The sequence below is a fragment of the Candidatus Poriferisocius sp. genome (assembly GCF_965214065.1).
Lineage (GTDB): Bacteria > Actinomycetota > Acidimicrobiia > Acidimicrobiales > Bin134 > Poriferisocius.
Genome location: NZ_CBDCAT010000024.1, coordinates 1 through 26,702 on the forward strand (window position 1 = coordinate 1; position 26,702 = coordinate 26,702).

Sequence of the window (26,702 nt, forward strand, 5' to 3'; positions counted from 1 at the left end):
AGCATGGGCAGGCCCCGCAGCCGGTCGGGGCCGCGCCCTGGAACTCGTCGAGCACCCAGTCGTTGTAAGAGCGCATGCAGGCCACCGCCAGACCTCGGTCGGGCTCCAGATAGGTGAAGATGGAGTTGGCCGGGTACACCACCGAGCCCCACACGCCGTCGAGGTCCATGTCGGCGCAGTGGGCGGCGCCGTCGTAGTTGCCCGGCATGATCTCCTCGAACTTCATGCCCGAGAGCTTGTAGTCCTTCTTGGCCACCCCGGCCATGGCCTCAATGCCGAAGCTGCGCTTGGGCGGTCCGCCGTCGAACGACCAGCCGTCGCCCCCGTCGGGCGCGGGCATCATGCGGGGGATGCGGTCTTTGTACTCCTCGGGCACCCGCTCGAACACATGGGGCGGCTCGTTGATGTGGCAATCAGCCGAGATGACTTTCACAGCCGAAACGGTAGTGGCCCATTGCGGTGTTGTGCATCGGCGGTGCGGCCGGTCTATTACCGCCCTCGCCGACGCGGGTACCGTGGCTGTTCTATGAGCACGGGGATGCGCCGCCCGCACGAGTTGGACTACGAGGCCATCGAGCGCCTGTTCCCGCCCCCGCCGGAGTATTTCGAGACCGCATTCTTCGAAGATCCCGACACCATCGCCCGCAAGCAGCTCCTGCGGCTCCAAGACCGGGCTTATCGGGCTTGGCAGGTTCCGTTCTTCCGCAAGCGGTGGGAGGCGGCCGGGTTCCACCCCGACCAGCTCCGCACCCTCGACGACCTGTGGCTGGCCCCGGCCTACACCGTGGACGACATCCGGGCATCCATCAACGAGAATCCCCCGCTGGGCGACTACCAGAGCATCGGTCTCGAAGACGCCCGCAATGAGCCCATGCGGCTGTACGTGTCGGGCGGCACCACCGGGCGATCCCGGCCCACCCTCTACACCGCTTGGGACCGGGAAGTGGGGGCCATCACCATGGCCCGGGCGCTGTACGCCGAAGGGATCCGCCCCGGCGACGTGGTGGTCAACGCCTGGGCCTATTCCACCCACAATGGGGCCCACGCCTTCGACGAGGCGCTGTACCGCTGGCTCAACTGCGTGGTGCTCACCACCGGGACCGGCAACGTGACCTCCACCCGCAAGCAGGTGGAGCTGGCCCACGAGTACGGGGCCGCGGCCATCTTGACCACCGGCGACTACATGCTGAAGATGGCCGAGACCGCAGTGGAGATGGGCCTCGACCCCAAGGCCGACTTCAACATCCGGGCCTTGCCCGGCGGCCACATCGGCGACGCCGAGCGGGTCAAGGAGGTGTGGGGGGTGACCCCGGCCCAGCCCTATGGCTTCCACGAGGTGCAGAACGTGGCCATTGAATGCCCGCTGCGCAACGGCCAACTCCACATCTTCGAGGACTGCTTCGTGGTGCAGATCGTGGATCCTGAGACCGGCGAACCGATGCCCGACGGCACCCAGGGGGCGCTGGTGATCACCGAGATATACAAGACCGGCTCGCCCCAGTTCCGCTACAACATCATGGACCTGTCGTCGTTGTACCCGCCGGGCCAGTGCGAGTGCGGCTCGTGGCTGCGGCGCATGGGGCCGTTCGCCGGGCGGGGCGACAACATGGTCAAGCTGCGGGGGGTGAACGTGTGGCCCGAGGCCATCGGCGAGGTGATCAGCGATGTGCCTGGGGTGACCGAGGATTTCTTCTGCCGGGCGGTTCGGGCCGCCAATCGCGACGAGATGATCGTGATGGTGGCCAGCGACGCCCCCGCTGACGAGTTCGGCGCGGTTGCTGAGCGGGTGGAAGGCCGGATCAAGGAGGTCATGAGCGTGCGGATGACCGCCGAGGTGGTTGGCCCCGGCGAGCTGGACGGGCTCACCGGCATGGCCTCGGGAGCGGCCAAGCTGGTGCGGTTCAAGGACGAGCGGCCATGACCGAATCGGTGCTGGCTGATGGTGCCATCGACTACTGGTGCAACCGGTTCTTCCCGGAGCAGGCCGATGTGTGGAACGCGGCCCTGGAGGCCACGGGCATCGCGGTGAAGGTCCGCACCGACGACACCGACTCCTTCTGCGACGCCGACACCATGGTGGACCGCATGGACGAGCTGGGCATCGCCGCGGTGATCCTGCCCGTGACTCATCGGCCAGCCCATCCCGAGGCCACCGACTTCGAGCTGGTGGCCGCCCAGCCCGAGGATCTGGAGCGGCTGGCCGCCGACCACCCCGGCCGATTCTTGGGCCAGTGGTCCATCGACCCCCGCACCGGGATGGCCGGGGTTGCCGAGGCTGCCGCCATGTTGGAGCAGCCGTGGTGCGTGGGCCTGCACACCCACACCCACAGCTTCGACTGCCGCTTCGACCACGCCGACTACTACCCCTATTACGCCCTGTGCGCCACCCACGACGTGCCCTTCGTCATGCAGGCCGGCACCTCCGGCGGGCTTATGGGCAGCGAGTGCGGGGTGCCCATCGGCATCGACCGGCCTGCCCTGTATTTCCCCGAGGTGCGCTTCGTGCTGTCCCACACCGGCTGGCCGTGGGTGGCCGAGTGCATCGCCATGGCCCTCAAGTTCCCCAACGTGTACCTGGGCACCTCGGTGTATCCACCCCGGCACTGGTCGGCCGAGCTGGTGGCGTTCATGAACGGTGCTGGGCGGCGCAAGTGCCTGTGGGGCACCGGCTTTCCCACCGTGGGCCACCGCCACGCCTTGGGCCAGCTTTCTGAGGTGGAGCTTGGCGACCAGGCCCGGGCCAACCTGCTCGGCGGTACCGCCCGCCGGGTGTTCACCCGACTGGGATGAAAGGGAAGTCGGGCCACCCTCATGGGCAATTGGCAGCCTCCGGGCGGCGGGTCCTGCCCGGGTCCAGCCCACCTTCCTCGCTGGCGCTGCGGGCGGCGGGCGCCCTGAACCCGGCCACCCCCCGCCCTCGCGGGATGTCCTCAGCCGGGTGGCCCTTGATGTGGTGCCGGGAATGATCGTCCCAGAGCCCGAAGTCAAGGAGCAGTTGGCGGCGGTGGGGGTAACGGTTCCGAAGGGTGTAAGTGCGGCCGTCGACGAGGTTGTGGCCAACCCGTCGGTGCTTGCTGACCTGGTCGTTGCTCATGGACTAACTCAGCCACTGGTGCTGAAGGGATATGGCGAAGGTTTGGCCCACAAGTCGGATGTGGGGGCAGTGCGTCTGGGATTGTCGGGTTATGAGCTGAACTTTGAGGCAGCGGAGATGGCCGTGGCGGTGGCCGAGGCCGGTGGTCGGCTCGGCGGTTTCCTGGTGGAGGAGCAGGCCGATGCCGGGGTCGAGCTGCTGGTAGGGGTGGTGGACCGGCCCCCGTTTGGACCGGTGGCCGCCCTCGGGCTGGGCGGCACGCTCGCTGAAGTGCTGGACGAGGTGGTGCTGCGTCTGGCCCCCATTTCCCGCGCCGATGCCGAAGAAATGGTTACCGGCTTCAGGGGGGCCGAGTTGCTGACCGGGTTTCGGGGCAAGCCACCTGTCGACATCGACGCACTCATCGAACTGCTTCTGGCCGTGGCCGGACCCGAGGGGCTAGCCGCCCAGATGGGCGAGAACCTGGCGGAGTTGGAGTGCAATCCGGTGATTGCCGGCCCGGAAGGCGCCATCGCAGTGGACGCCCGGCTCATCACCCGGGAAGCAGCCACTGAAGCGCACCCCGAGCGACCGAAAACCGACTTCGGCCCCCTGTTTGCCCCCGGGGCATCGCGGTGGCCGGAGCTTCCACCAGCCGACCCGGCTTCGGCAACACCTTTCTGACCGCCTACAAGGAGCTGGGTTGGGGTCCGGGCACTCTTTGGGCCGTCCACCCCAAAGCATCGGAGGTAGACGGGATCCCCGCGGTGCCATCGGTGGCCGACATCGACGGCGAAGTGGACTACGTGGTCGGCGCAGTCCCCGCCGCCGTCTGCGCCGACTTGGTGCGAGGGGCCGCGGGCAAGGCCCAATTTGTCCACGTCATCAGCGGCGGGTTCCGAGAGGCCAGCGCTGTGGGGGCCGATCTGGAAGACGAGCTGGCCAACGCCGCCCGGCAGTCGGGGGTGCGGGTGCTCGGCCCCAACTGCCTGGGGGCCTACAGCCCGGCTGGCCGGCAGACCTTCCTGCGCAACGCCCCCACCAAGGCCGGGCGGGTGTCCATGATCTCCCAAAGCGGCGGGTTGGCCGGCGACATGGTCAAGGCCGGAGCCATCCGGGGAATCCGTCTGTCCAAGCTATGCACCGTCGGCAACAGCATCGACGTCACCCCCGGTGAGCTGTTGGAGTGGCTGGTTGACGATCCCGACACGGCCATTATCGGCATGTATCTGGAGGATCCCCGCGACGGCCGCCGCCTCACCGACGCACTTCATGGCGCCAAGGGCCGCAAGCCGGTGGTGACGCTGGTCGGCGGTCGAACCGCCCAGGGAAGGGGAGCGGCGATTTCGCACACCGGAGCCTTGGTGGCAGACCACCGGATCTGGGACGCCATCAGCGCTTCAGCCGGGGTCAGCATCGTGGACACCATCGAGGAGCTGCTCTCTGCGGTGGCCTATCTCCAGCGCTGGGCCGACGCCGACATCAGCGGAGAACTCGACACCCTGGTGCTGGGCGTGGGTGGAGGCGCTTCGGTGCTGGGCACTGATGCCGCCGACGGGGCTGGCCTTGTTACCACTATGGTGAGCGACCAAGGCCAGCAGGCCCTTCGCAACCTCGGCTACGGCGTGGGGGCCAGCGTCCGCAACCCCATCGAGATCGGCTTCGGACCGGTGTCGGAGCCCGATGTGCTGGTGCAGGCTCTCGACCCCGTCTTGTCGACCCAGCCCTATCCCGACGTGGTGGTCCACACCAACGTCCAGGCCTTTTTCAGCTACGCCGGAGACGGCATCGAGCGCCTCTTCCCCATCATCGAGACCACCGCAGCCGCCACCACCCAGTGGCCCCACACCCGCCTGTCCCTCGTGCTCCGCAACATCGACTGCGCCCCACCCGACATCGCCGCCCGCATCCAGCAAACCTGCCTCGACGCCAACCTCCCCACCTTCACCCGCTTCACCGAAGCCATGACCGCCGTAGCCGCCGCCAAACGCCACGCCCGCAACCGCGCCCTCGCCGGATAGCTACCATCCCCCCATGCCTGCGGAGAATGAATTTGCCGGGAGGGTGGCGCTGGTGACCGGGGCGGCGGGGGCGGCCATTGGGTCGACCACCTGTCAGACGCTGGCCTCCTATGGCGCGGGGATCGTGGTTCTGGACAACCATGAGCGCCGCACCAATGAGACGGCCGAGGCGCTGCGGGAGTCCTACGACGTACCGGTGATGGCGGCGGTGGCCGACATCGGCGACCGGGAGCACATGGCCGAGATCATGGATGAGGTGTACGTCGAGATGGGGTCGGTGGACATCTTGGTGAACAGCGCGGCGATCAACATCCAGGGCAGCATCTTCGACTTCGACCCCGAAGACTGGGACAACGTCATCGCCGTGGATCTCACCGCCTGCTGGTGGCTGATCTGGCGGTCTATCGGAGCCATGCGGGAACGCCAGTGGGGGCGCATTGTGAACGTGTCCTCGGTGGCGGCCTATTTGGGGGGCAACGGCCGGGAGGGGCCGTACGCCGCGGCCAAGGCCGGCCTCAACGAGATCACCCGAGGATCCGCCATCGAGGGCGGACCGCACAACATCAGGGTGAATGCGGTGGCCCCCGGCCTGGTGCGATCGAAGTGGGTGGACGCCCAGGCCGAGTACTACGAGTCGTTCCGGGCAGAGACCCCGCTGCGCCGACATGCCGAGCCTGAGGACGTGGCCAACACCATCGCCTTTCTGTGCAGTGACGAGTCGGCCCACGTCACCGGCCAAGTGATCAACATCTCCGGCGGGTGGTACCTCACCCCGTGACCCTGGCTCTCCGGCGATGAGCGGGATCGGAGGCCGGATTCGGGCCGCAGGCCCAGCCCCGGGGGAGGTGGACCGCAACGCGGTCGTTCTGATCCTGCTGGCCATCGGCACGGTCATCGCCATTCGCTACGGCGGCCTGTCATCCACCACCGACTGGCTTACCGTCACCCTCGACGGCGTGGCTCTCGACGGGCTGTCCGACCGCTTCGAGCGAGCCTTGGGCGAATCCGAACACGCCGGTTTCAACCGCCGCATGTACTGGGGCCTGTTCCGCTGGGTGGTCTACGTGGTGCCCGCCGTTCTGGTGGCCCGCTTCGTGCTGCGCACTCGCCTCCGCGACCTCGGTCTCAAGGCCGGCCCTGAACTCCGCCGCCACGCGCCCCTCTATTTGGGTCTCTATCTGGTGCTGCTGCCGTTCGTGGTGGCGGCCAGCTTCAACGGCGAATTCCAGGACACCTACCCGTTCTACGAGCCACCCCCCGGAATCGGCTACTGGCCCCGCTTCTACATCTGGCAAGCGGTGTACGCCGGGCAGTTCCTGGCCCTGGAGTTCTTCTTCCGCGGCGTGCTGGTTCACGGCCTCGCCCGCCGCTTCGGCGTCATGGCCGTGTTCATCGCCCTTATCCCCTACGTGATGATCCACTTGACTAAACCCCTGGCCGAAGCCCTCGGCTCCATCGTTGCTGGCACCGTCTTGGGCTTCCTCAGCCTCCGCACCGGCTCCGTCTATCTTGGCGCCGCCCTCCACTTCGCCGTCGCGTTGACGATCGACTTGCTCGTCTTGGGCATCCAGTAGCCGCTGGGCTGCCCGTCACCTCACCACCAAAACCTAAGCTGAACCCCATGGCCACCCTCGGCTACCGCACGTTCGACTCCGACAACCACTATTACGAGGCACCCGACTGCTTCAGCCGCCACATCGAGTCCCGTTGCCAGGACAAGGCCATTACCGCTAGCCAAAGGGCCGACGGGGAGTGGGAAGTGAAGGTGGGGGACCGGCCCTACAACTTCATGCACGTGAAGTTCGACAAGACCAATGCGCCCGGCTCCATGTACGAGATGTTCAAGGCCAAGCGGGACAACCCCGACCTGAGCTGGGGCGACGCCTACACCGCAGAGAACATGCTTCCGGCTTACAAGCAGCCCGACGCCCGCCTCGACCTGCTCGATTCGCAGGGCGTGGAGTGGGCGATCTTGCTCCCCACCTTCGGGGTTTCGGTGGAGGAGTACATGGTGGACGACGTCGAGCAGACCTACGCCAACCTGCGGGCCTTCAACCGGTGGCTGGAAGACGACTGGGGATACGTCCACCAAGATCGCCTGTTCACCCCGCCGCTTTTGTCGCTGCTCGACCGGGAGCATGCCGTTGACGAGCTCGACCGGGTGCTCGAAGCCGGGGCCCGCATCGTACACCTGCGGCCGTGTCCGTGGGGCGGCGAGGGCCGCTCGATCGCCGACCCCTACTACGACCCGTTCTGGGCCCGCCTCAACGAGGCGCAGGTCCCGGTGGCGTTCCACATCTCCGATCTGCGCTACGGCGACCTGGCCGTGCGCATGGGCGACGACCCGGTAGCCAACGTGAGGGAGATGTCGGCCTTCCAGTGGGCCTTCCTCCACGGCGACCGCCCCATCATGGAGACGTTCGGGGCGCTTCTGTACGGCAACATGCACGCTCGCTTCCCCAACCTCAACTTCTTGAGCATCGAGAACGGCTCCGATTGGGTCCACTACCTGCTCACCTTGATGGACAAGAAGAAGGGCATGGCCCGCTTCGGCCCCTGGCCCGCCGGCCGCCCCGCCGGGCGCATCAGCGAGATCTTCAAGCAGTGCTGCTTCGTGTCCCCCTACCCCGAAGACGATGTAGAGGCCCTGGCTGACCGCATTGGCTCGACCCAGGTCTTGTTCGGCTCCGACCACCCCCACCCTGAAGGCATCGCCGACCCCAACAGCTTCATCAACCTCATCGCCAACCGCCCCGCCGAAGAGCAGCGCCAAATCATGCGCGAAAACGCCGCCACCCTGTTCAAAGTCGCCTAACCCAAGCTCCGCTTAACTCTGCACAAATTGAAAGTAGTACTTGCAGAATGTCGCGCCTGTTTTACCTCGCGGGGATGAAGCCGCCGTCGACGATTATGCATTGGCCGGTGATGTAGCTGCCAGCGTCGGAAGCCAACAACAGGGCGGCGCCGACTAACTCGTCGGGGTGGCCGATGCGGCCGATTTGGCTGAGGTCGGACATGCGGGCCATGGCCTCGGGGCCGGTGTTGCGGGTCATGGTGGTGTCTACGGTGCCGGGGGCTATGGCGTTCACCCGGATGCCTTGGGGCGAGTACACGCCGGCCATAGAGCGGGTGAACGACAACAGGCCAGCCTTGGCTGCGCCGTACATGGAGGTGTCGGCCGCCGGGATGTAGGCCCCCACGGAGATCACGTTGATGACCGAGGCATGGTCGGAATCCAACAGCGCGGGCAGGCAGCGCTGGAACAAGAAGAACGGCCCTCGCAGGTTCACGGTGAACGACTTTTCCCATGCTTCGGGGGTGATGTGCTCCATGGGCAGGCCCAGCGGGTTGGCCGCGTTGTTCACCACGATGTCGATCTGGCCGTAGTGCCCCAGGGTGGTGTCTACCAGCTGGTTAACGCTGTCGAGATCGCCCATGTGGACCGGCACGGCCAAGGCCTCCCCGCCGGCTTCGGCGATCTCGGCCACGGCTAGACTGCAGGCGTCGGCCTTGCGGCTGGCCACCACCACCTTGGCCCCCTGGGCAGCGAAGCCGTGGGCGATGGACAGGCCGATGCCCCGGCTGCCCCCGGTGACGATGGCCACCCGGCCCGACAGGTCGAACATCTGGGCGGCGTCCAGTGACGCGGCATCAGGTCGGGGAGAAAAACTTGGATCGGTGGCGGGGTCGGAAGCGGGGGAGTCGGCCATGGCCGCACCCTAGAGCCAGTACAAGACCGACCTAGAAGTGGTAAGGGAACTGGGAGAAATCGGCGTCGCGCTTTTCTAGGAACGAGTCCCGCCCCTCGGCAGCCTCGTCGGTGCCGTAGGCCAGGCGGGTGGCCTCGCCGGCGAACACCTGCTGGCCCACTAGGCCGTCGTCGATCAGGTTGAAGGCGAATTTCAGCATTCGCTGGGCGGTGGGGCTCTTGGCGTTCACCGCTGCGGACCACTCCAGCGCGGTCTGCTCCAGCTCGGCGTGGGGCACCACCGCGTTGACCATGCCCATCTCATAGGCCTCGGCCGCGGTGTAGGCCCTGCCGACGAAGAACACCTCCCGGGCCCGCTTCTGGCCCACTTGGCGGGCTAGGTAGGCCGATCCGAAACCGCCGTCGAAGCTGGCCACATCGGCGTCGGTCTGTTTGAACATGGCGTACTCGGCTGACGCCAGGGTCATGTCGGACACGACATGCAAGCTGTGGCCGCCGCCTGCTGCCCACCCTGGTACCACCGCTATCACCACCTTGGGCATGAAGCGGATGAGCCGCTGCACCTCCAGGATGTGCAGCCGCCCGGTGCGGGCACCGTCAACCGTGTCGGACGTCTCCCCGCTGGCGTATTGGTAGCCGTCGGCTCCCCGGATTCGCTGGTCGCCCCCCGAGCTGAACGCCCAGCCGCCGTCGGTCGGCGAGGGACCATTTCCGGTGAGCAGCACGGTTCCCACATCTGGGCTCATGCGGGCGTGGTCCAGAGTGCGATACAGCTCGTCAACCGTGTGGGGCCGAAAGGCGTTTCGCACCTCCGGCCGGTCGAAGGCTATTCGCACGGTGGCCTGGTTCACGGCTCGGTGATAGGTCACGTCGGAGAGGTCGAACCCCTCCACCGGATTCCACAGCCCGGCGTCGAACAGCTCCGATACCATGAGACAAGCCTACGGGCGAGGCGGCTGGCGAAGGTACTCGAATCCGCCAGGCGAGTCGTCTCGCCAGTCCTGGTAGGTGTCTTTGGCCTTGTCGGTTGCCTTTTTCCGGACGGTCTTGGACAGCTTCCTTTTGGCCTTGTCCGCCGACTGGGTGATTGTGTAGTACTGCATCTCCTTGAATGCCCGGCGGCGGCCCATCTCCACCAGCGCCCGAGCCGCGCTCAGCGTTTTGCCCGTCCCCAGCGGCATGGCCACCCTCCCGGCGAACACCAGAGCCGAGCGCCAGTCGCCCTGGCTCAGCGCGTACAGCGCTCGGGTGGTGTCCACGATCTCGCCCACCACCGGCAGTACCCCGGCCGCCTCCATGGCCCAGAACCCCACGTCGTCCCAGCCGAACCCGTCCTTGCGGTGGTAGGCGCCGTGGGCGATGACCGCAGCGGCCGCCTCCCGCACCTCCGGCGGCAGGCTCGCGTCGGCGGCGATAGCCTCGAAGTCGGCCTTGGACAAGAACCGGTCGGCCTTTGACGGGTCGCCTTCGGCGGCGGTGTCGATGGCGGCCAGATAGGGCAACAAGGTGGTGTAGGCCGAAATCTTGGCCTCGAAGGCATCGAGATCGTCGAGGCTGATGCGCCCGTCGCCTCCGCTGGCATGGAAGCCCTCGTCGGGGTTGGCCAGGTAGTCGCGGTTGTTGCTGGCGGTGTCCACCATGGTGAACAGGGCGGGGTTGGTGAGCATAATCCGGGAGGCCTCCCCCAGCTCGTCGGTGCGGGTGACGAAGCCCTCCAAGTCGCCACGCGACACGATGTGGTCGCCGCCCCACGCCTCGGGAGCCTCCCGCAGAATCTCGATGGCCCACAGCGCCAGGTTCAGCCCCTCGGGACCGAGCAGGATCATCTGGGCTCGTTGGGAGATGTCGCCAGAGTCGATCCGAAGCTGCTGGGCGATCCCGCCCAGCGACAGCTCCACAGGGTACTGCTCGCCGCCTAGCCAGTACTCGACCTCGGCTACCACCGCGGCCCAACGCTGGCGCCGCAGGTCGATCTCGTCGGCGGCTGCCAGATAGTCAACGGCCAGATCAAAGGCCGCCTCGGCATCCATCCCCACAGTGGGCATACATGGAATATAGGGAAAATATTTGAAACAAGCTACAGATAAATGGTCAGGCGACCTTGCCGGGGCCAGACCCGCCGTTTCTGGTGAAGGGCCGCGGCGGGCGGCGAAGCAGATTAACTGCCATAGCCGACGCCCGCATGGGCCACGGTGCCCACTCGCCCTGCTCGTCAACCGGCACGCCTTCTCGGGCCACAATCCGCCACCCGGTATAGGCCACCACCACCGCATGGGCGCCCACCAGCACCAGGAAGAATGTCCAGGGAGCGGTCAGCGCCATGACCACACCACCGATCACCGGTCCGAGAATCGAGCCGACTCCGGCGGTTCGCACCAGCGCGGCGCTGGCGCCGTTGAGCTGTGATGTCGGCACCCGGTCGCCGGCAAAGGCAAGGGCCAGCGAGTATAGGGGGAAGGTGGCGCCTCCGAAGCAGAACATGAGCACCAGCGACAGAGCCGACCCTGGTTCAACCAAGGGCATAATCCCGGCAATGGATGCGGCCGCGGCGGCAACCACGAAGATCACTGCGCGGCGCGACACCCGATCAGACAACGACCCCAGCGGCCACTGGAAGGCCATGGCCCCGGCAGTGGCCGACACCAGGAACAGGGCGATCCGAGACGTTGGCAGTCCCTCGTTGGCGGCGTAGACCGCGCCCAACCCGAGCAGTGTTCCGTGGCTGATGCCAGCACACAGGGCGGTGAGCACGCCGAGGGGCGCCAAGGAGATGAGCTGGCGCATCGACAGCGGCTCGGGCACGGTGAGGGGGGGAGCGCTGGTGGCCGACAACGTGATGGGAACCAGCGCGGCGGAGATGAGCACCGAGGAGATCACGAACAGCTCGAAGCCCTCGGGGTCGGCGCCGTTCAGCAGCAACTGGCCGAGGGTGAGCCCGCCCATCGACGAAACCATGTACATCGAGAGCAGTCGCCCCCGGGTGGAGTTGGTGGCCATGTCGTTGAGCCACGACTCCACCACCACCAAGACACCGGCTATGCACACGCCGAATACCAACCGCAAAAGGGCCCAGGCGGTGGGGTTGATCCACAAGAGGTGGAGGATGGACACCGCGGAGGCCGTCGAGGCCAGCGCCGCGAACACCCGGATGTGGCCCACCGCGGCCAGAAAATGCTCGGCCAGGCGGGTCCCGACCAAGAATCCGAAGAAGAAGCTGGCCATGACGATGCCGCTCACGGCCAGGCCGAATCCCTCCGATTCGGTTCGCACACCGAGCAGCACTCCCTGGAGGCCGCCGCCCACCTGTATGAACAGCATTCCGAACAGCAAGGCTCGGGCCGCACCCAGGCCGCGCCCTTGCGGCCCAGCCTCGATCAAGGGACCGCCCACGACTCCACCGTCGTCATCTTCTAGCCACCCGACGGCGTTCTCGGCCACTGCCGATCAGCCTATCGGTGTGCTTGCGATTTCCAACCGGAAAACGCGGTGGGATTCAGCCATCTCGAGTCGGGCGACGGCCACCCCCTGCCTCACGATCCCGAGGACACCACTAGAGCCTTCACACCGGCCTCATGCACCAAAGTGAGGGTGCCAACGCCTTTGCCGCCTACGTCCCCAACGCTGTCATCGCCGTCCGGGGCACCTCGGACTTGGGGTAGTAAGGCGTCAGTCCTCGAAGACTGGTGGGCGGTTCTCGGAACGGGCCAGCACCGCCTCCTCGAAGTTGCGGGTGGTCATTCGCACTAGCAGTTGGGCATTCATCTCCGAGCGGATGTGGGCCGCGTAACTGGATGCCTCCAAACCGGCCCAGAGCATCCGCTTGGTGAGCTCGGTGCCGGGTCTGCTGAAGGCGGCAATGCGGGTGCCGATCTCGTAGCAGCGCTCTAGCAGGTCGGCAGGCGGCACCGTCTCGCTAACGAGGCCGATGCGGGACGCTTCGTCGGCATCTACGTCTCGTCCGGTGAGCATGATCTCGAAGGCACGCGACGACCCGATCGCCCGGGGCAGAGTGAAGCTGAGACCCAGTTCGGCCGCAGTGAGGCCGTTATTGATGCCGGCAGCCCGGAAGTAGGCCTTGGTTGACGCTATGCGTATGTCACAGGCCAAAGCGAGACACATCCCCCCGCCTATGGCCGCGCCGTTGATGGCCGCGATCACTGGCTGGTGCAGGTCGCCGATCAGCTCGATGACCTCGTGGAGACGGTCGGCGGCCCGGTGGGCGATCGTCGAAACAGTGAGGCCTTCGATGTAGGGGACCCGGCCCGAGCTGACCAAGTCGGCACCGGAGCAAAAGCCGTGACCGGCGCCGGTGACCACCACCGCTCTAACGTTGTTGTCGTTGTTGACCTCCCGCAGGGCATCGGCGAGGGGCAGCATCACGTCGAAGGCCATGGCGTTCATGCGCTCGGGCCGGTTCAGCGTGACCAGCGCGATTTCGGGCCGAGGGTGGTCGATCAGTACGAATTCGTCTGCGGAGGTCACAGCAGGCGACGGTATCAGCCGCTGGCTCCGGGCGGAATCTCAGCCCCCATACCCAAGACAAACAGCCGCGCCCAAGGTGGCTGCCGCCGGCATCGTCTGGCCCCGCGGGAGCGAGGAGGCAGAAGACGGCAACGGCGAACGGTGGTATCTGCCGCTTCGGCGCGCCAACACTACAGTCAAGCCGGGCAAAACCAAGAAAAGCGGCGGCAAAGGCCCCGCCCGCATCTACGGCACGTTTGCGCCAATCGACTGGCCAATCACCCCTGAGGCCCTAAACCGAACCCCACACCCCCAAAACCAGCCGCCGCCTTGCTACCGTTCCAATACGCGCCACACAACGCGCCAGCCCGCCCACGTAGCTCAGTCAGGACAGAGCAGGGACCTCCTAAGTCCAAGGTCGCAGGTTCGAATCCTGCCGTGGGCGCTTCCGGGTGTTCTCAGCAGTTGCTCGATGGTCCCAGTTGATCTCTGTTGTCCCAGCTTAGCGACCGTTTCTGTCAGTTCAGGGTGGTAGGCTGTTCTCAGCAATTGCCGGGCTATCCCCCAGAAAGTGGGGGATGGATTGGGGGATGGGAATGTCGCTTTTGACCGCTGTAGAAGTCAAGAACGCCGGTGTGGGAAAGCGCCATGACGGGCGCGGATTATTTCTGCGGGTGTACAAATCGGGGTCGAGGTGCTGGGTTCTGCGCCTGACCGTGGACGGGCGCCGCCGAGAGATCGGCTTGGGCGGCTGGCCCGCGGTGGGCCTGGCCGATGCCCGCCGCAAAGCGCACGAGCACCGCGTGGCCGCCGCCGACGGGCGCGATCCGCTCGCCGACAGGCGCCGCTGCGACGTGCCGGTGTTCAGAGAGGCGGCGAGGATCGTGTGGGAGGCGAACAGGGCCCGGTGGCGCAACGAGCGGACCGCGACTTTGTGGTGGGCGTCGCTGGAGAACCACGCCTTTGCGGCCATCGGCGACATGGCCGTGGACCGCATCACCCAGTCCGACGTTTTGGGGTGTGTGGAGCCGATCTGGACGACGCGCACTGAGACGGCCCGCAAGGTCCGCCAGAGGATCCGCACCGTGTTGCGCTGGTGCCAGGCCCACGGCTATGTAACAGTGAACGTGGCCGGCGAGGTCATCGACGGCGCACTGCCGCCCATGCCGCGCGTAAAGGCCCACTTCCGCTCCCTGCCCTATGTCGAGGTCGCCGACGCGCTCGGCGTGGTGGACCGCACCGGAGCATCGGCGTCGGCCAAGCTGTGCCTGCGCTTCGCCGTGTTGACCGCGGCCCGCTCTGGGGAGGCCCGCAACGCCTCATGGTCAGAGATCGACTTTGCCGCCAGCGAGTGGCGCATCCCCGCCGACAAGATGAAAGCCGCAACCGAGCACCGGGTGCCCCTCAGCGACGCCGCCCTCGACCTGCTCGACCGCGCCAAAGACAACCACGACGGCTCCGATCTGGTGTTCCCCTCCCCCCCTCAGAGCCGGCCGCCCACTGTCGAACATGACGCTCACGAAAATCCTTCGCGACGCCGGCCTCGCCGACCGTGCCACCGTCCACGGATTCAGAGCCAGCTTCCGCACCTGGGCACTGGAGCAAACCGACACCCCCTGGGCAGTCGCAGAAGCCGCACTGGCCCACGCCCTCGGCGACTCAACCCAACAGGCCTACATCCGAGGCGACGCCTACACCAAACGCCGCCAGCTCATGGACCAATGGGCCCAATACCTGCAACAGCCATAGAAGGGCCCCGGCGGGCTGACCGGGTCTGTCAGATTTTTTGTGTATGCGGGCGTGATGGTTTTCATTTGATGTGGTCGGCGATCCGGTCGCCGTAGTGGACGGTCAGCGTGTTCAGTATGGCCTTCCAGCCGTTGGTCTTGCCGGTGAGGTTGCTGCGGTTCTTTCGTTTGGCGGTGGCGACAAGGTAGAGGATCTTCATCGCGGCCTGCTCGTTGGGGAAGTGCCCTCTGTGCCGGACCGCTCGTCGGAACCGGGCGTTGAGGCTCTCGACGGCGTTGGTGGTGTAGACGACGCGGCGCAGCTCGGCGGGGAACTCCAGGAACGGTGTGAACTCGGTCCAGCTGTTGCGCCAGGCTCGGATCATGGCCGGGTAGGTGTCCTCCCAGTCTTCGGCGAAGGCCTCGAAGAGTGCCTCGGCGGCCCCGACGGTGGGGGCGGTGTAGATCTCCCGCATTGATCGGGTGATCGGCCCCCTGTGCGTCTTGGACGCGTACCTGAGGCTGTTGCGGACCATGTGCACCACGCAGGTCTGCACCACCGCGTCGGGCCAGGTGGCGCGGATCGAGTCGGGCAGGCCTTTGAGCCCGTCGCAGCACACGATCAACGCGTCGGCCAGGCCCCGGTTGCGGAGCTCGCCCAGCATGGCCGCCCACTGCTTGGCGCCCTCGCCGCCCGATGGGCCCAGCCACAGGCCCAAGACGTCGCGCTCGCCTTGGAGATCGACGCCGATGGCGACATAGACGGGCCGGTTCGCGACCTGCGAGTCGCGGACCTTGACCACTATCGCGTCGATCAGCAGAACCGCATAGACCGCGTCGAGGGGGCGGTTCTGCCACACGGCCATGTCGGAGACGATCTCGTCGGTGATCTTCGAAATCGTCTCCCTGCTCACCGAGGTGTCGTAGATCTCGGCCAGGTGCGCCTGGATCTCGCCGGTGGTGAGCCCCTTCGCATAGAGACTGATCACGTTGCCCGACAAACCGTCCAAGCGGCGCCGGTGCTTGGGCACCGTGACGGGCTCGAACGTCCCCGCCCGGTCGCGCGGCACCCGAAGGTCGATCTCGCCGATCTCGGTGGTGACCCGCTTGGGCGAAGAGCCGTTGCGCGAGTTCCCCGACCCCCGGCCCTCCGGGGCGTGGCGCTCATAGCCCAAATGGTCGGCCATCTCGACCTCCAAGCCCGTCTGGAGGACCTGGCGGACAAGCCCCGTCAACAGCCCCCCGTCGCCGGTCAGATCCACGCCATCGGCGCGGGCCCGCTCGACCAACAGCTCGGCCCAGTCCTGCATCGCCGCCTCACCGGCGGCCTCGTCCGCCGACACCGCCGGCATATCCTGATCAGTCATAGACATGATCCTTCCCGGCCCGCAGCACCAAACCGCGGACCCTCAGATCACGCCCGATACACAAAATTCCTGACAGACCCCAGCACAGAGCCGAATCCCCAACAGCCAACCAGCAAAGACCGCTCAAGCCCCCAACCCGCAGCGAACAGCGAGCCGAATCAGTTCCACACGTTTGCACTAAAGTCCCCGCCATACACTGCATATCCCAACGGCGAATAGCTATACTGTTCAGATGGAGCCGATACGGATACTCAGCGATTCCGAGCTCGCCGCGGCCGAGAAGGAGCTTCGCCGGCGGGAGCGCCAGCGCCGGCTGGAGGGGTCGTCTCAGCTCAGGGATTTGGAGGCGAACTCCAAGGCTGTGACGCAGCTGCAGTCCCGCCTTGACGATGCCCGCGCCCATCGCGCCAAGCTCATCGAGCAGGCCCTCAAAGCGGGCCACAGCCGCTTCGAGGTCGCGGACGCGGCCGGGATCACGGTTCGGCGCCTCGATGCCATTCGCTTCTCAGCTGCACAGAGCCCTCGCTAACAGGGCCCGCAAGCTGCACCCTGATCCAACAACACCGAATCGGCTCCTAGCCGCAGCGCCATAGATCGACGCAGCACCTTGGTGCAGGCGTGTGGACGGAAATCGCCCTCTGTTCGCTGCTGGTGCTCGATGGGAGCTTCGGCCTGTGGTGATTCTGTGTGCTGGGGTGTTTCAGGCTGGGCTGGGCACCTTGGTTGGCTCATTGAGGTCGTCGGTTCCAGGTTCGCTCTGTGCGGTTTCGTCGAATGGCTCATGGTTCGACATGGAGTGCGCCAGCGATTTTCTGGGGCTGGCAGACCTCCACCCTTCGAGGGCGACGGCCGCGGCGAATTCGACCCCAACGGCCAAATCAGTGCGATGACCGCATGAGCCCAACCACAACAAATCCGAGTGTCACTGTTGGGTCTGCCGGGGCCCTCAGCCGGGGGGTTACGGTCCGGTCCTGCGCTCGGCGTTGACTCCACAAGATATTGGCCTTGTGCCTGTTGTCAGACGTGTCGCGTCGAGTGTGGGGCCGGCAGGAGCGCTTTTGTCTTGAAGGGAGCCTGATCATCTCGACTCGGTTGTGACGAAGCGCTCCTGCGGTTCCCGGACCACCGGAACATAACTTCCAGCAGGAGCACAGCATGACATTTCCAGTCGGGGGCATCGACCCCCACCAAGACACCTTCACCGTCGGCATCGTCAACCGCCACGGCGTCGAGATCGTCTGTGAGACCTTCTCGAACACCGCGGCCGGCTACGGCGAGGCGATCGATTTGCTCGACTCTCACACCGTCCGCCAGGTCGGCGTCGAGGGCTCGGCCAAATGGGGAGCGCACGTCGCGATCGCGTTGTGCGCGGCAGGGTTCGACGCCCGCGAGGTCCCCGCGTCGCGCTCAGCGGCCCAGCGCCGCTCGCGGCGCCTGGAAAAGACCGACGCCGTCGACGCGGTCGCCTCAGCGCGCGCCTTGTTGGCCGAGCCCGAGCTGGGACCCGTCCAAGCACTGGAGGTCTACGACCCGCTCGTCGCCGAGATCGAAGCGGTGCTCGAGCACCGCCGAGCCCTGGTAGCAGCCAGAACACTCATGCTGCACCACACCGCCGACCAGATCTCCAAGCTCCCCACCGAGGTCCGCGACCAGCTCGACACCGGCGGCAAGATCGAAGGCCGGCTACGGCGCCTCGAACACATCGACCCCGCTTGTGCGGCCACCCCCTCGGGCGCGTACCGGCTCGCATGGCTCCAGAACTTCATCGACCAAGACCGCGCCGCCCGCAGCGAGATCCGCCGATTGGAACGGCTCATCGACGAGCTGCTCGACCGTCACGGCACCACCCTGCGCGACGAACCAGGCATCGGCCCCATCTCAGCAGCCACCCTGGTGTGCGAGGTCGGAGACCCCCACCGGTTCGGCAGCGAGTCCAAATTCGCCCGCTGGTGCGGCACCGGCGCCGTCGCGCTTTCCTCCGGTGAAGGCACAGGCAACCCAATCAAACACCGCCGCGACTTTCGGGGCAACCGGCGCATCAACAGCGTGCTCCACATCGCGTCGGTCACCCAGGCCCGACAACAGCCTGACGCGGTCGCCTACCTCGCCCGCAAAGCCGCCGAAGGCAAGACCCGACGCGAAGCCCGCCGAGCCCACAAACGCCACCTCGCCAACCGCGTCATACGCCGAATGTGGCGCGACGAACAAACCCGAAAACAACCCCTCGCACACGCCGCTTGACAAGGGAGCGTCCGACAGACCCCTTCCCTCGGTTTGTCCAGCGGGACCTAAGGAGCTACGAGTCCTTTCGGCGTCCCAAGCGTAGTTTGCTGTGTTTGGTTCTTGTCTCCAGCCGGTACAAATAAGCGGCGACCAAAAGCGACATGGCAATGGCGGACAGAATGAACGGTGTCGGTGGCCAACTCGATATGGTAGAGACTGCCGCTATGACCAGAACGCTCTGGTAGGGCTTAGGCTTGGGGACCCTCATTTCTTCCTTCTTGCCCACATGGGCGGGCGTGTGGCAGCCCCGTAGCGGGCTTTGTTGTAGCGGTGAACCACCGCCGCCAAAGGCACGCCTACGCCGACCCAAATGACCAAATCCCACGGGCCCGACAGGGGTATAAACCAAAGCCCCACCCGCAAGCTGGCCAAAACAACAACGACTTGAACGAGGCTCACGAGCGGCGGAGGCCCGAGCGGGCCTCTATCGCTGCTGCTTCCAGATGATTCCACCGATTGCTCCCAACATTTCCTAAATCACTTTGCAATAGCAGCTGGCCCTTACTGCCTTCTACACTATATCAACGAGAGTCTGTCCGTATAGCATCGCAATCTGCCAGCTGCTGAAGACACCCCTTGTTAAGCTCTCCCAGCATACGTCGAACAGCAGATTCAGTTGTGGCCTCCGTTGGCCGGGAGTCAATCATATAAGGAACGGCTCCCGGCGAGGTGCCCGGTCCAGGGATCAAGCGGCAGGGCAGTCCGCTTTGTCTGACAGGACGCTGGAAGTATCACAAGTCAAGATCGGAAATTGTGGACAGGTATGGTGAGCCAAGAGCAGGGTATGGTCACCACCGTACCGGCCTTTACGACCTCGAAGCTCTATCTCCTCGGCAATCAAGTAGAAGTTCAGCTGCAGCGCTCCACCTCGGTATCGCCTATTTTGTTCTTCTCGCCCTTAGGCTTTGCCTGAGTGCCGATGTCATACCAACCGGCGCTGGGAACTTCGAACTCCGCCGACGCGCCAGCAGCTTCAGGCCTGTTCTCGTGATGCCCGCCGCTCTTGATCTCCGTCACCCACACCTGAACCGGCAGGTTCGCCGGAGACTTGGCCCAAGACACAGAGATTACCCAAGCAGAACTCGTCCGCGAACACGAGACCGACTCGAATACCAGTGACGCCCTAGGCGTCGGTGTCGGCGTAGCGGTTGGCGTCGGCTTGGCCGGAGAAGCGGTACCGTCTATCCAATTCGAGAACCCTCCGGCGTTGAAAGCCGCCACTCTCACCTCATAGGGCGAACCGTTGGAAAGCCCCGTAATCGTGTGCGAAGTGGCCAGATCCGAGCCGTACTCTAGATCCTTGTATTGGGCGGCTGCCTCGGCCTGGTCCCACGTCTGGGAGGCCTGCTTCCACTGCACCTGATATCCGAACTCCGCAGCCGGCGTATCCGACGACGCCGTCCAAGAAACCTTTATCTGCTTGTCTCCAGCAGTCAGCAACAAATCCGAAGCAGGTCCAGGAGGGTTCGAAACTGTATCATGCTTGGAATCCCCAGAAGTGTCGTCAGGATTAGGGGTTGGGGTTGGGGTTGGCGTGCGGAATGGAGGCGGCGGTGTAGGCGTAGCGTCTGGGTTGGTGCTAAGTGCATCGCAGGCCTTTTCAAGGAACTCGCCCAAGAACAGGCTGCCTGCAAGTTCGTAGAGAGTCTTATAGGGGCTATTGCTAACGTAGTTGATGGACATGCCAGTAACATTCGATGCAGTGAACTTGCCGTCTGAAGTACAACCCGACTTGAGTATCGCGTCTTGATGTGTGCCGTAGTTGCTTCGCCGTCGCGAACACTGATATTCGAGCGCTTTGTCAATTATGTACGATGTTCCTATAGCGACGTAAGCGTTTCCACCAGTGAACACTGTAGCTCCTAGTGTAACCAAGTTTTCTGTTAGGAATTGCCCTGTCTCGGTGCAGATAGCCTTCATTGTTGCGTCATATGCTGTTTTCAAACCGTCCGAGATGGTCTCGCCTATGTCAATGAACACATTTAGGATATTTCCAGTTGTACCCTTGTCTTCTATGGCCTTATAGCAATCATGGTTATTGTCTAGTTGTTCCCACTCACCAGGATTGGCAGAGGCAACTTTTCCGCTCTTGTAAAATTCGTTCAGTTGTTCGTGTGTCATGACTTCAGGAGTTGCAGATGTATACACGAAGTAAATTAATGGTAGTGGTAGTGACAAGTTTTGGTATCCCGCTGGGCAGTTGTGCGGGTCGTGTTTGGTGGTGGTTGTGTGTGGTTTGCGGTCTGTGGTGGTTGTGACGCATTTGTTGTCGGCGTTGGGGGGTGTTTCGTCGTCGCATGTGTAGGTGACTCGTTGTCTGTGTATGCATTTGGTGCCTGACAATCTACTGTCTTCGTCACAGGTGTAGGCGGGCCGGGTTTTGCATTTGGTGCCTGACCGGGTGCTGCCTTCGTTGCATGTGTAGGCGGGCCGGGTTTTGGTGGTGCATTCGTTGTCGGTGTTGGGGGTCGAGTTGTCGGCGCATGTGTAGGTCACCGACGAGGGAGGGCGCGTGTGGACGCATTTGCCGGCCGACTCGTCTCCTATTTTGCATTCCGGGTCGGTGTAGGTGGTCTTGATGCAGTAGTCGCCCTGGAGGGTTTCGCCGCTGTCGCAGTCCGGGTCGGTGTAGGTGGTCTTGACGCAGTAGTTGCCCTGGAGGGTTTCGCCGCTGTCGCAGTCCGGGTCGGTGAGGGCTGTGTCTGTGCATCTATTGCCCGACAGGGACCCTTTCGCGCATGTCGGGTTTGTCCGGCTGGTGGTCGTGCAGGTGCCCCGGTTGGAGTCGAGGGCAGCCGCGCTCGACGTGCAGTAGGGGGTGGCGACGGTGTGCCGGTAGCAGAAGTCGCCTTTCTTGCTGTAGCCGCTGGGGCAGACCTTGCTGGTTGAGGTTTGAGCGGACACGTTGATGCAGGCTCCCCAAAGAAGAACGTATCCCGCTGGGCATTGGGCCACCTGAGTTTCTACGCAAACGGGGATGCCGAAAGCCCCGGTGCCGAGCTTGCCCGAGGCGCACCGCCATGACGCCGCGGTGGTCGTGGTGGTGACGCACTTGCCGTTTCGCAGGCTGCCGCTGGCGCAGATCGGAGTTCCGGTATCTACGGTGGTTGCACACTTGCCGAACACCAAGTTGCCGCTGGCGCACGTGGCGACCTCGGAGGTGGTGGTGGCGCACTTGCCGTTTCGCGGGCGGCCGCTGGCGCAGGTCGCTATCTCGGAGGTGGTGGTGGCGCACTTGTTGTTGGAGTTGGGGGGCGACCCGTCGCCGCAGGCCGGTGTTCCCACGGTGCGCTCGCATACTTCCAAGACGCTCTGGCCGACGAGGGTGTACCTCTTCAAGTCATAGCCGGTATCGCAGACCGGCGTGGAGATTGCAGGCCTCGTCGTCACGCACCACCCGCTCTGGTCCGGCACACAACTCGCCTCAGCGTCCGTCACGCACCACCCGTCCTGGTCCGGCACACAACTCGCCTCGGCGTCCGTCTCGGTGACGCACACCAAGCCATAGTCCGGCACACAACTCGCCTCAGCGTCCGTCACGGTAGTCGTCGTCTTTACACACCGCTCGGCGACCCCAGACGACGGGGCGCTGTCCTCCAGGTCGTACCCATCGGGGCACGTCGTCACAGTCTCGGGCTCGTGGGCCTGGGCGGCGGGAACAGCGATCGCGCTGAACAAAACAGCAGCCACAACGAACACGACAAGCCCTCCGGCCCGCCGTTTCCTGAACCCGGCCCCGCTAGCAGTCGGATACGGACGGTGAGGCTTTGTCGATGCGGACATGAGGCGGCCCTCCTGAAGGGATCGGAAATGCGGCGGATATATGCCTTTATTCGCCGCGTTCAGGCCCCTTGGGATGTGGAAGAGGTCGCTGGGGTTGCGGGCGCGGGACCCGCGCCCAAGCTGGGGATTCGCCAGACCGAGACGAGCAGCCGGAGCGGTGAGGCGTTCTTGGTCCTGGCTCTGCGGCGGCTGTGCTCTTGGCACCGGCCCCGTGCCGGTCGGCGTCTTGTGCGTGGCGGGGGGCCTCTTCGCCCAGCGGAGTCGGCCTGCTGGCTCGGTCCCTGTTTTGCCTGGTCGGCGGGGGTATTGCATGTTCGCCGTTGGGGCTGTGCCGTGTGGTGTTTGGGGAGGGGTTGACAGCATCTCTGGTTCTGAGCTAGGCAATAAAGGCATTTATCCGCCGGGTTGCAAGCTGTTGACCAGGCTTTTCTCCTGGTTGTCGGCTGGGCTTGCACAGCGGGTGTGGGCTAGACATCGGCGGTGAATCCAACCACCACCCCCCCCCCGGCCATATGTGCTCGCATAGCGCCTCGGATGCCGGTGCTGGTCTTTGCTGTGTCAAGGGGCTGATCGCCCGGGCCGACGCCTCAGCGTTGTCTTTGAACACCCGAAAGACCTATGAGACCGGGTGGAACAGCTGGGCCCGGTGGGCGGCGTCGAACGGTTACCGGGTTTCCAAGCCGACAGTCGAGAGGCTCCGGGACTGGCTGGCCTGCCTGCATTTGGAGGGGAAGAAGCCCTCTACTTTGCGCACCTACCTGGCCGCTGTCGCCCACCGCCTACGCGGCCGCCGCGGCCCCAACCCGGCCCGCCACCCCCGCGTTAGCCTGCTGCTGGCAGGGCTTGCCCGCTACGCCGCTGAGCGCGGCGTCGCAACCCGGCAGGCCCAAGGGCTGCGCTGGGAGCGCATACTGCTGATCGAGGCCGCCGCACCCGCCTCGAGGCGCAATCAGCCCGGCGGGCGGCTGGAAACCCCCCAACAAGCCCGAAAACGCGCTGACACAGACATCGCCATGGCCGCCGTGGGCCACAACGGCGCCCTCAGGTGCTCGGAGCTGTTGGCCCTCACCTGGGGCGCTGTCGACTTCTCCGAAGGGCCGGGGCTGGCCACCATATGGATCGGCCGCTCCAAGACCGACCAGAACGGCAAAGGCGCGGCCGTTCCCATCTCCGAATACGCCGCCCAAGCCCTCGCCCGATTGAGGCCAGAGGACTTCGATCCCGACGCCCGCATATTCGATTTCTCGCCCAGCACCGCCCGCCGGCGCCTAAAAGCCGCCGCGAAAGCCGCAGGCATCGACCCCGCCGGGATCTCCACCCACTCCCTGCGCGTCGGCATGGCCCAAGACCTCGCCGCCTCAGGAACAGGCACAATCGGCCTCATGCTCGCAGGCCGATGGGACACCACCGAAACCGCCGCCCAATACGCCCGCCGCCTCCAAGCCCAACACACCCCCGCCGCCCAATACCTCAAAACCCAACTCGCCGTGACAACAGGCCAATCCGAGCCCGGCGAAACCCGCAGACCGCAGGCAGCGTGACACCCAGCGGCACTGAGTAGGCGGCCGATGGTCTGCAGATTCGCCTGCAAGAACGGGGTCTGGGACGGCTGGGACAACATCGATCGAGCTATTGTCGAAGGCGCTGACCGCGTCGCCGCAGCCGCTCTCGCGGAACGCCTCAAGATGGCGAACGCAGGAATCTTCGGTGTCGACTCGGAAGGCGAGCGATCAGGCAGTCGAGCCCGCGGCGAGGCGGTGGAAGCCGTGCGGAGCCTTGCGTTGGCCCAAAAGAGCGGTCAACACCGAATCGGCTGGTGCTAGCGCGTCCGCGTCCGGACCGGTCGCGTCGCAGGTTGCGCCGGTTTGCGACCGGTTGCGACCGGTATTGCATTGCAGGATGGTGGCCATGGAAGCCGATGCTCGTGAAATCCATGAAATCCTGTCGACCCGCCGTCAGGTCGAGGCGCGTGGCGGGCTGTCCACCAGTTCTATCTACCGGTTCATGCGATATGGCCTGTTCCCAAATCCGGTCCGCGTCGGCAGGCGCGCTGTGCGCTGGCATGTGTCGGAGACCGACGCATGGGTCTCATCGCGCCCCCGCGCCGCCGGCGGCCGCCCCGCCGCACGGGCAACCGGTTATCCGTGTCGAATCCCGGCGCTAGTGCCGCAAGAGGCGGCCAAGGGCTGGGCTGTGGGGTGGGCAGGCAGCGGCAGCCGCCAACGGGGAGGCAGTCGGATATGGGCGTGAGGCGCTCATCGGCGCAGCGGAAGCGCTTGGCGTTGGAGGCGAAGAGGCGCGGCGTTGATGCCGTGGCCAGACAGGCTGGCGTCGAGCCCGGCACTGTGCGGGTCTGGCGTGCCGAGTTCGGCGTGGGCATTGGTACCAGGGGCAGCAGCCAGGCTGCGGCCGCTCCTGGTCACGAGGTTGACTTGCTTGAGGCAGCGGCTTGCGGCCTCGACGACTTCGCGGATTCCAATAGCATCCAAGAAATGGGCGGTTTGGTCAAAAAGGCGGGGGACGCGCTGTCTTGTGAGCTGTCGGCTTGGCTTGGCGATGCCGACAGCAGGGAGCTTGCCTCAAAGAGGCTGGGAGAAGTGATCTCCGACTGGGAGGCTGAGCACGGCGCGGTTACCGCCGAAGAGCTTGACGAGGCGCGGGCCCAGCTCTTTGGATGACGGTCTTCGTTTTAGACGCCGGTGAGCTGATCGGACTCGACAACGACAGCCGGACTGCTTGGGCGAGGCTCCATTCGGCGCGCGGGAATTCCGATGGGTCGGCCACCCCGACGGCCAGGGCCACGTCCGCCTCCATTCGGCGCGCGGGAATTCCGATGGTCTCGTTGTCCCGACCGGGGTGATCGGGCAAGCCTGGCGCGGCACTCCCCAGCAGGCGAGGCTCAGTCAGGCGCTCAAGCAATGCAGGCCAATACCGCTGGACGAGGACACGGCACGCCTAGCCGGCTGTCTGTACGGGCGCGCCGGCACCTCCGATGTTGATAGATGCCGTCGTCGCTGAGTGCTGTCAGACACGGCGAGGCGTCGGTCCTAACCTCAGATCCCGAAGGCGTCAGCGCGCTGCTCGCGATTTTGAACTCAACGGTGAAGGTCGTGCCGGTCTGACGCGAGAGCGGACGGCCTACCGGACACGGGTGCTCAAGACGAGCCACAAGGGCTATCCAAGAACCTTGCCCCTGGCGGTTCCAAGGCAGAATCGGGTGTCGTGGCATGGGCACGGCGGTTCGCTCCGGCGTTCCCCGCTCTATTCCCCCGGGGCCTCGGCGCTTCTGGCAGTGCGGGTCTAGTCGGCGCTTGGTCCTTCGGGTGTGCCGTGGGTGTGGCTGCCCATCTCCGGGGTCTGCTGGCACCGGGGATGTCCGCTGGCGCGCTGGTTGTCGGGGGTGCGACGGTGGTCCGGTGGGCAGGTGGTACACGTCCAACCACCATTTCGGGCATACCAGCATCATCGGATACTGCGGGCGCCCGTTCGCCGATGCCGACGCCATGGGCAAGGAGATGGCCGCCCGCTGGAACGATGTGGTGGCCGACCAAGACGAGGTGTGGATCCTGGGGGACCTGGTGATGGGCGGCAAGGCGCAGGGCCTCGCCGGGCACGTCGCGCGCCTCAGCCATTTCACCTATGTGCTCGACGCCCGCCACGACATGAATTACGACCAATGGCACCCAAAGAGGATGCTGACTGGCTGCTACACGGCCACGTCCACGAGAAATGGCGCCAACAACACCGGCAGATAAACGTCGGCGTCGACGCCTGGCGCTTCGCCCCCGTCCCAAAGCACACCATCGCCGACCTCGTCACAAAAGGCCCCTCGAATAGTCCAATCCCCGACTACGCGTGAGTTTGTTGCTATCAGCGGCTCACCGATCGCCTCCGAGCCGCCGACCAGCCGACCCCGAACCACCCCGCGAAATCGACGGTGCAAGAGCCCCGGTCTGGCCAGCCGCCACGACCCACGGACCGCGATGGCATCGACGGGAAGACAGACCGCCGGGCAGGACTAGACGGCCCGCCCTTCCCGGTCGGTGACGCGGTGGCCACCTGATCGAGGCAACCGGCCAAACAGGCGAAACACAGGGGCTGCGACCGCTAGCGACCGGTGTGGGGTTGGCTTCCATGCCCGCAACCATGCGACACCACACCGGTCGCAACCGGTCGCAAGCACACTGAGGATCGGTCGGAAACCTCAGGAAGTGACCGCCCGGTGTGGGGCAGAGATAGTCGATTGCCGCTGGCCCGCAATGCCCGCCCTCTGATGCC

The 26,702-nt window shown here is 65.4% G+C and carries 23 protein-coding genes, 1 tRNA gene and 1 pseudogene; 17 read left to right on the forward strand and 8 right to left on the reverse strand.

All coding sequences use genetic code 11. The features are described from left to right. Window positions 1–433, reverse strand: a pseudogene (locus tag ACOOGG_RS02000) (amidohydrolase); the annotation flags it as partial. A 93-nt stretch (window positions 434–526) separates the two neighbouring features. Here ACOOGG_RS02000 and ACOOGG_RS02005 point away from each other — a divergent pair. The 7 genes from ACOOGG_RS02005 to ACOOGG_RS02035 all read left to right on the forward strand — a co-directional run bounded on the left by ACOOGG_RS02005 (window position 527) and on the right by ACOOGG_RS02035 (window position 7,909). Continuing rightward, window positions 527–1,921 (forward strand): phenylacetate--CoA ligase family protein, encoded by a 1,395-nt coding sequence (locus tag ACOOGG_RS02005; protein ID WP_420431764.1) that lies wholly within the window; start codon window positions 527–529, stop codon window positions 1,919–1,921. After that, the gene (locus tag ACOOGG_RS02010; RefSeq protein WP_420431766.1) at window positions 1,918–2,790 is read left to right on the forward strand and encodes an amidohydrolase family protein; all 873 of its coding nucleotides are present in this window, start codon (window positions 1,918–1,920) and stop codon (window positions 2,788–2,790) included. The genes ACOOGG_RS02005 and ACOOGG_RS02010 overlap by 4 nt, the downstream gene beginning before the upstream one ends. A gap of 148 nt (window positions 2,791–2,938) precedes the next feature. Next, window positions 2,939–3,757, forward strand: a complete 819-nt coding sequence (locus tag ACOOGG_RS02015) for an acetate--CoA ligase family protein (protein ID WP_420431768.1) — start codon at window positions 2,939–2,941, stop codon at window positions 3,755–3,757. Further along, the gene (locus tag ACOOGG_RS02020; protein ID WP_420431770.1) at window positions 3,709–5,094 is read left to right on the forward strand and encodes a CoA-binding protein; all 1,386 of its coding nucleotides are present in this window, start codon (window positions 3,709–3,711) and stop codon (window positions 5,092–5,094) included. Before ACOOGG_RS02015 ends, ACOOGG_RS02020 begins: the two co-directional genes overlap by 49 nt. Window positions 5,095–5,107: 13 nt before the next feature. Then, window positions 5,108–5,872, forward strand: a complete 765-nt coding sequence (locus ACOOGG_RS02025; RefSeq protein WP_420431772.1) for an SDR family NAD(P)-dependent oxidoreductase — start codon at window positions 5,108–5,110, stop codon at window positions 5,870–5,872. Between the two features lie 16 nt (window positions 5,873–5,888). Further along, on the forward strand, window positions 5,889–6,668 hold the full coding sequence (locus tag ACOOGG_RS02030) for a CPBP family intramembrane glutamic endopeptidase (protein WP_420431774.1): 780 nt from the start codon (window positions 5,889–5,891) through the stop codon (window positions 6,666–6,668). A 47-nt stretch (window positions 6,669–6,715) separates the two neighbouring features. Then, a complete protein-coding gene (locus ACOOGG_RS02035; protein ID WP_420431776.1) occupies window positions 6,716–7,909 on the forward strand; it encodes an amidohydrolase family protein in 1,194 nt (397 codons plus the stop codon). A gap of 61 nt (window positions 7,910–7,970) precedes the next feature. On the opposite strand, the gene ACOOGG_RS02040 is transcribed toward ACOOGG_RS02035, so the two are convergent. The 5 genes from ACOOGG_RS02040 to ACOOGG_RS02060 all read right to left on the reverse strand — a co-directional run bounded on the left by ACOOGG_RS02040 (window position 7,971) and on the right by ACOOGG_RS02060 (window position 13,285). After that, entirely contained in the window at window positions 7,971–8,720 is a 750-nt protein-coding gene (locus ACOOGG_RS02040; RefSeq protein ID WP_420432059.1) for an SDR family NAD(P)-dependent oxidoreductase, read from the reverse strand. Between the two features lie 115 nt (window positions 8,721–8,835). Beyond that, on the reverse strand, window positions 8,836–9,735 hold the full coding sequence (locus tag ACOOGG_RS02045) for a 1,4-dihydroxy-2-naphthoyl-CoA synthase (RefSeq protein ID WP_420431778.1): 900 nt from the start codon (window positions 9,733–9,735) through the stop codon (window positions 8,836–8,838). A gap of 9 nt (window positions 9,736–9,744) precedes the next feature. Beyond that, a complete protein-coding gene (locus ACOOGG_RS02050) occupies window positions 9,745–10,848 on the reverse strand; it encodes a hypothetical protein (protein WP_420431780.1) in 1,104 nt (367 codons plus the stop codon). 46 nt (window positions 10,849–10,894) lie between these two features. After that, window positions 10,895–12,241 carry an MFS transporter gene (locus tag ACOOGG_RS02055; protein WP_420431782.1) on the reverse strand — a complete coding sequence of 449 codons (1,347 nt, stop codon included), beginning with the start codon at window positions 12,239–12,241 and terminating at the stop codon, window positions 10,895–10,897. A gap of 228 nt (window positions 12,242–12,469) precedes the next feature. Continuing rightward, the gene (locus tag ACOOGG_RS02060) at window positions 12,470–13,285 is read right to left on the reverse strand and encodes an enoyl-CoA hydratase (RefSeq protein WP_420431784.1); all 816 of its coding nucleotides are present in this window, start codon (window positions 13,283–13,285) and stop codon (window positions 12,470–12,472) included. 349 nt (window positions 13,286–13,634) lie between these two features. On the opposite strand from ACOOGG_RS02060, the gene ACOOGG_RS02065 reads away from it, so the two are divergent. Together ACOOGG_RS02065 and ACOOGG_RS02070 are read left to right on the forward strand one after the other, a co-directional pair. Beyond that, window positions 13,635–13,709 (forward strand) — tRNA-Arg (locus ACOOGG_RS02065). Window positions 13,710–13,860: 151 nt separating this feature from the next. Next, window positions 13,861–15,108, forward strand: a complete 1,248-nt coding sequence (locus tag ACOOGG_RS02070) for a tyrosine-type recombinase/integrase (RefSeq protein WP_420431786.1) — start codon at window positions 13,861–13,863, stop codon at window positions 15,106–15,108. Here the strand turns inward: ACOOGG_RS02070 and ACOOGG_RS02075 are convergent. After that, window positions 15,075–16,358: an IS256 family transposase gene (locus ACOOGG_RS02075; RefSeq protein ID WP_420431788.1), complete on the reverse strand. Its 1,284-nt coding sequence runs from the start codon at window positions 16,356–16,358 to the stop codon at window positions 15,075–15,077. The genes ACOOGG_RS02070 and ACOOGG_RS02075 overlap by 34 nt on opposite strands. A 232-nt stretch (window positions 16,359–16,590) precedes the next feature. Between ACOOGG_RS02075 and ACOOGG_RS02080 the strand changes: the two genes are divergently transcribed. Continuing rightward, window positions 16,591–16,887, forward strand: a complete 297-nt coding sequence (locus ACOOGG_RS02080) for a hypothetical protein (protein WP_420431790.1) — start codon at window positions 16,591–16,593, stop codon at window positions 16,885–16,887. Window positions 16,888–17,513: 626 nt separating this feature from the next. Next, a complete protein-coding gene (locus tag ACOOGG_RS02085; protein ID WP_420431792.1) occupies window positions 17,514–18,599 on the forward strand; it encodes an IS110 family transposase in 1,086 nt (361 codons plus the stop codon). Window positions 18,600–19,490: 891 nt separating this feature from the next. On the opposite strand, the gene ACOOGG_RS02090 is transcribed toward ACOOGG_RS02085, so the two are convergent. Continuing rightward, complete coding sequence (locus ACOOGG_RS02090; RefSeq protein ID WP_420431794.1) at window positions 19,491–21,545, reverse strand: fibronectin type III domain-containing protein; 2,055 nt, start codon at window positions 21,543–21,545, stop codon at window positions 19,491–19,493. Window positions 21,546–21,618: 73 nt separating this feature from the next. Here ACOOGG_RS02090 and ACOOGG_RS02095 point away from each other — a divergent pair, with 73 nt between their 5' ends. The 6 genes from ACOOGG_RS02095 to ACOOGG_RS02120 all read left to right on the forward strand — a co-directional run bounded on the left by ACOOGG_RS02095 (window position 21,619) and on the right by ACOOGG_RS02120 (window position 26,179). Beyond that, window positions 21,619–21,987, forward strand: coding sequence for a hypothetical protein (locus ACOOGG_RS02095; protein ID WP_420431796.1), 369 nt, complete (start codon window positions 21,619–21,621; stop codon window positions 21,985–21,987). A gap of 949 nt (window positions 21,988–22,936) precedes the next feature. Next, entirely contained in the window at window positions 22,937–23,965 is a 1,029-nt protein-coding gene (locus ACOOGG_RS02100; protein ID WP_420431798.1) for a tyrosine-type recombinase/integrase, read from the forward strand. Window positions 23,966–23,992: 27 nt separating this feature from the next. Further along, on the forward strand, window positions 23,993–24,247 hold the full coding sequence (locus ACOOGG_RS02105) for a hypothetical protein (protein ID WP_420431800.1): 255 nt from the start codon (window positions 23,993–23,995) through the stop codon (window positions 24,245–24,247). Between the two features lie 85 nt (window positions 24,248–24,332). After that, complete coding sequence (locus ACOOGG_RS02110) at window positions 24,333–24,674, forward strand: helix-turn-helix transcriptional regulator (RefSeq protein ID WP_420431802.1); 342 nt, start codon at window positions 24,333–24,335, stop codon at window positions 24,672–24,674. Continuing rightward, a complete protein-coding gene (locus tag ACOOGG_RS02115; RefSeq protein WP_420431804.1) occupies window positions 24,671–25,102 on the forward strand; it encodes a hypothetical protein in 432 nt (143 codons plus the stop codon). The genes ACOOGG_RS02110 and ACOOGG_RS02115 overlap by 4 nt, the downstream gene beginning before the upstream one ends. A 738-nt stretch (window positions 25,103–25,840) precedes the next feature. After that, the gene (locus ACOOGG_RS02120; protein WP_420431806.1) at window positions 25,841–26,179 is read left to right on the forward strand and encodes a hypothetical protein; all 339 of its coding nucleotides are present in this window, start codon (window positions 25,841–25,843) and stop codon (window positions 26,177–26,179) included. Window positions 26,180–26,702: the final 523 nt, after the last annotated feature.